The following is a 2,994-nucleotide window of genomic DNA, read 5'->3' as shown; positions in this document are numbered from 1 at the left end:
GGTACGGCTTGCCGTTGGCCTTGACAATCCCCTGTTTTTTCATCTCCGCACAGACAGCCGCGATCGACTGGCCTGAGACAATCTTCCTACGCGCACGCCGAAGTATCTTGGCTTCCTCCCACACGATTGCCGTGTAGCCAGGCGTGTAGCCGATACGACGCACCCGGCTAGCCGGGGTCTTGCCTTCAATCACCCGAAGTTCTTTCCGCGCACGCTGACGCGCACCCGCCATTTTCGCTTCAGAACGGCTCAACACACCTATAACGCCGGTGGTCACGTCGTCGCGAATCTCACGGCCTGTCGCCTCAAATGTCCGCACCTTGGCCAATTCAGTCAGGACGTGATATTCCTCCAGAATGGAGGCCTCACGACGACTGAGCCGGTCCTGGTCTCGGACAATTACACGGTGCCCCGCCAAGACGCCGGATAGAATGTTCGCGATCAGGGCATTGTATCCAGGACGCTCAATGTCCTTCGCGCCCGACTTGTCATCGTCGTAATAGACGCCCTCATTTCCCACAGAAGGGTCCAGACGCAATCCCACACTTCGCGCGTACTGCATGCACCGCAGCACCTGAGTGGCGAAATCATCACCGGCAGACTTGCGGAAATAGAACACGCAAGGTGCACGGGACATGTCTCCCTCAACGAGGTACGCCCTGTCCGCAGACAGGGCGTCCGGAAAGATGTCCTGGGTCCTCATCGGACCACCGTTCCCGCTGGTCATCGTGACTCCCATCCCACCCTGACCGTACCTGGCCAAGTGTGTGCGTTCACAGTCAACCCGACGGGTCGGAGAAGTCCTCCCAGTCGCGCGGGTGGTAGAAGCCGTACCCGAGGAACCAGTGGGTCGAGGTCTCCACGACCGAGTAGTACACCGTGCCGGTCATGCGGGAGAGCACGTCGTCCTGGTGCTCCCAGTTGTTCAGGGTGTCCCATTCGAGATCGAAGTCGATCTTGGACAGGTAGTCGGCGTCGTAGTCGGACGAGTCGGTGTCCTGGTGGTGGATCGGCGCCCAGCGGGTCGCCAGTTCCAGGTCGGTGACCGCGGCCGCGGCGGGCGCGGTGGCCACGAGCAGGGACGCGGTGGTGACCAGACCCGCGCCCAGCGCGGCCAAGCGGCGTAAGGACTTCATCAGCTGCTACCTCCGGTGATCTTCGGGTAGCGATTTGATTACCGGAGGTGCGGGTCGCCATGGTGATTTCCCGACGAACGGGTGCCGTGCGCGAGATGATCAGTGCGGGATAGGGGGTTCACGGTCGGGGTGGCTCAGCGCAGGGTCCACTGACTGGCAGCTTGTCGCGTTGGTGTGTGGCGCCTAGGACTTCGCGGGCTTGGGTTCCGTCGCCCCGGCTCGTTCCGGTCGGGCGCCCAGTAAGGCAGCGGGGCGGACGGCGGCGGTGCCGAACTTTGATCTCGCCTTGTCGGCGGCCTGTTCGGCCTCGCGCCAGCCCTGTTCAGGGGTGTCCAGCAGGAGTTGGCCACCTTCGCCCTGTCCCAGTTGTTCCATGCGGACTCCGATCAGTCGGACCGCGCCCGGCGGGACCTGTTCGTCGAGGAGTTTGCAGGCGGTTTGGTACACCTCTCGGGTCACGTCGGTGGGGACCGGGAGGGTGCGGGACCGGGTGATCGTGGTGAAGTCGGAGTAGCGCACCTTGATCGACACCGTCCGGCCGCGCAGGCCGCGTGAGCGCAGGGTCGCCACGGTGCGTTCGGAGAGCCGCAGGAGTTCGCGTTTCAGCAGGTCTCGGTCGTAGTGGTCGATCTCGAAGGTCTCCTCGGCGCCGACGGACTTCTCAGCTGTCTCCGCGACGACGGCGCGGCTGTCGTGACCGTTCGCGAGGGCGTGGAGGTGTTCGGCGAGGGCCACGCCCAGCATGCGTTTGAGGCGCGGAAGCGGGGTGGCGGCGACATCTGAGACCTTTTCCAGGCCGACGTCGAAGAGGCGTTCCGCGGTCTTCTTCCCAACGCCCCACAGAGCCGAGACGGGCAGTGGGTGCAGGAACTCCGTGACCTGGTCGCGTGGGACCACGAGCATGCCGTCGGGTTTGGCCAGGCCCGACGCGAGTTTCGCGACGAACTTCGTGGGGCCCACGCCGACCGAGCAGGTGATGCCGAACTCCTCCTGGACACGGCGGCGGATCTCCGCGCCCAAGGCCGCCGGGGTGGTGCGCAGCCTGCGGAGCGAGCCGGAGACGTCCATGAAGGCCTCGTCGAGGCTCAGCGGCTCGACGAGCGGGGTGAGGTCACGCAAGATCGCCAGCACCCCGGTGGAGACCTCCTGGTAGAGGTCGAAACTCGGCGGCAGGAAGACTGCCTGGGGGCAGAGCCTGCGGGCCTGGCCGGTCGGCATGGCTGAGCGCACGCCGAAGGTGCGGGCGATGTAGTTGGCCGCCGACACCACGCCGCGGGCGCCTACCCCGCCGACGATGACCGGCCGGTCACGCAGTTCCGGGCGCCTGCGGATCTCCACCGAGGCGTAGAAGGCGTCCATGTCGGCGTGCAGCATCGGGCAGCCGGTGTCGTCGGGCCACTCGCCGTCGCGTGCCTTGAATCTCTCGACCAGCCCTCTTGGCAGGTCTCCGCGTCTCCCCATGGCCCTGAGCCAACCACAGGGAGCCGACAGTCAGCGCCTGGCGATGGCGTGCAGGCGGGTCGCCACGTCGCGCAGGGGCGGTGTCGTGGCGGCGACCAGCTCCAACTGGGCGAGTGCCTCCTGGGCGCCGGGGTTGCTCTCCAGGACCGAGCCGGGCACGAGGTCGGCGACGACGCCGTAGCCCTGGATCAGTTCGACCGCGAGTCCGGTGTCGGAGATCAGGGTGCGCAGACCCTCTGTGTCGAAGCGGCGCAGCAACGACTCGGCCGGGCCGGTGATCGCCCCGGCCGGGTCGTCGAGCAGGGCGCGGGCGTTCCGACCGGTCGGCGGCAGGATCTGGACCAACCGGTGGTGCTGGTCGCGCGGCAGGCCGACGTGGCAGCCGTCGAGGCCGAGC

The 2,994-nt window shown here is 66.5% G+C and carries 3 protein-coding genes and 1 pseudogene; all 4 read right to left on the bottom strand.

All coding sequences use genetic code 11. The annotated features are described in order from the left end of the window. Window positions 1–727 (bottom strand): recombinase family protein (locus tag ACRDSQ_RS12280; RefSeq protein ID WP_431421062.1); only part of this gene is annotated, 727 nt, incomplete at its 3' end. A 52-nt stretch (window positions 728–779) separates the two neighbouring features. After that, window positions 780–1,136 carry a hypothetical protein gene (locus ACRDSQ_RS12275; protein WP_431421061.1) on the bottom strand — a complete coding sequence of 119 codons (357 nt, stop codon included), beginning with the start codon at window positions 1,134–1,136 and terminating at the stop codon, window positions 780–782. Window positions 1,137–1,319: 183 nt separating this feature from the next. Next, window positions 1,320–2,597 carry a DNA polymerase IV gene (locus ACRDSQ_RS12270; protein ID WP_431421060.1) on the bottom strand — a complete coding sequence of 426 codons (1,278 nt, stop codon included), beginning with the start codon at window positions 2,595–2,597 and terminating at the stop codon, window positions 1,320–1,322. Window positions 2,598–2,627: 30 nt separating this feature from the next. Next, a pseudogene (locus tag ACRDSQ_RS12265) lies at window positions 2,628–2,994 on the bottom strand (hypothetical protein); the annotation flags it as partial.

This window comes from Actinokineospora sp., assembly GCF_050699995.1.
In the GTDB taxonomy this organism is placed as follows: Bacteria; Actinomycetota; Actinomycetes; order Mycobacteriales; family Pseudonocardiaceae; genus Actinokineospora.
This window is presented reverse-complemented; position numbering and strand designations above follow the sequence as displayed.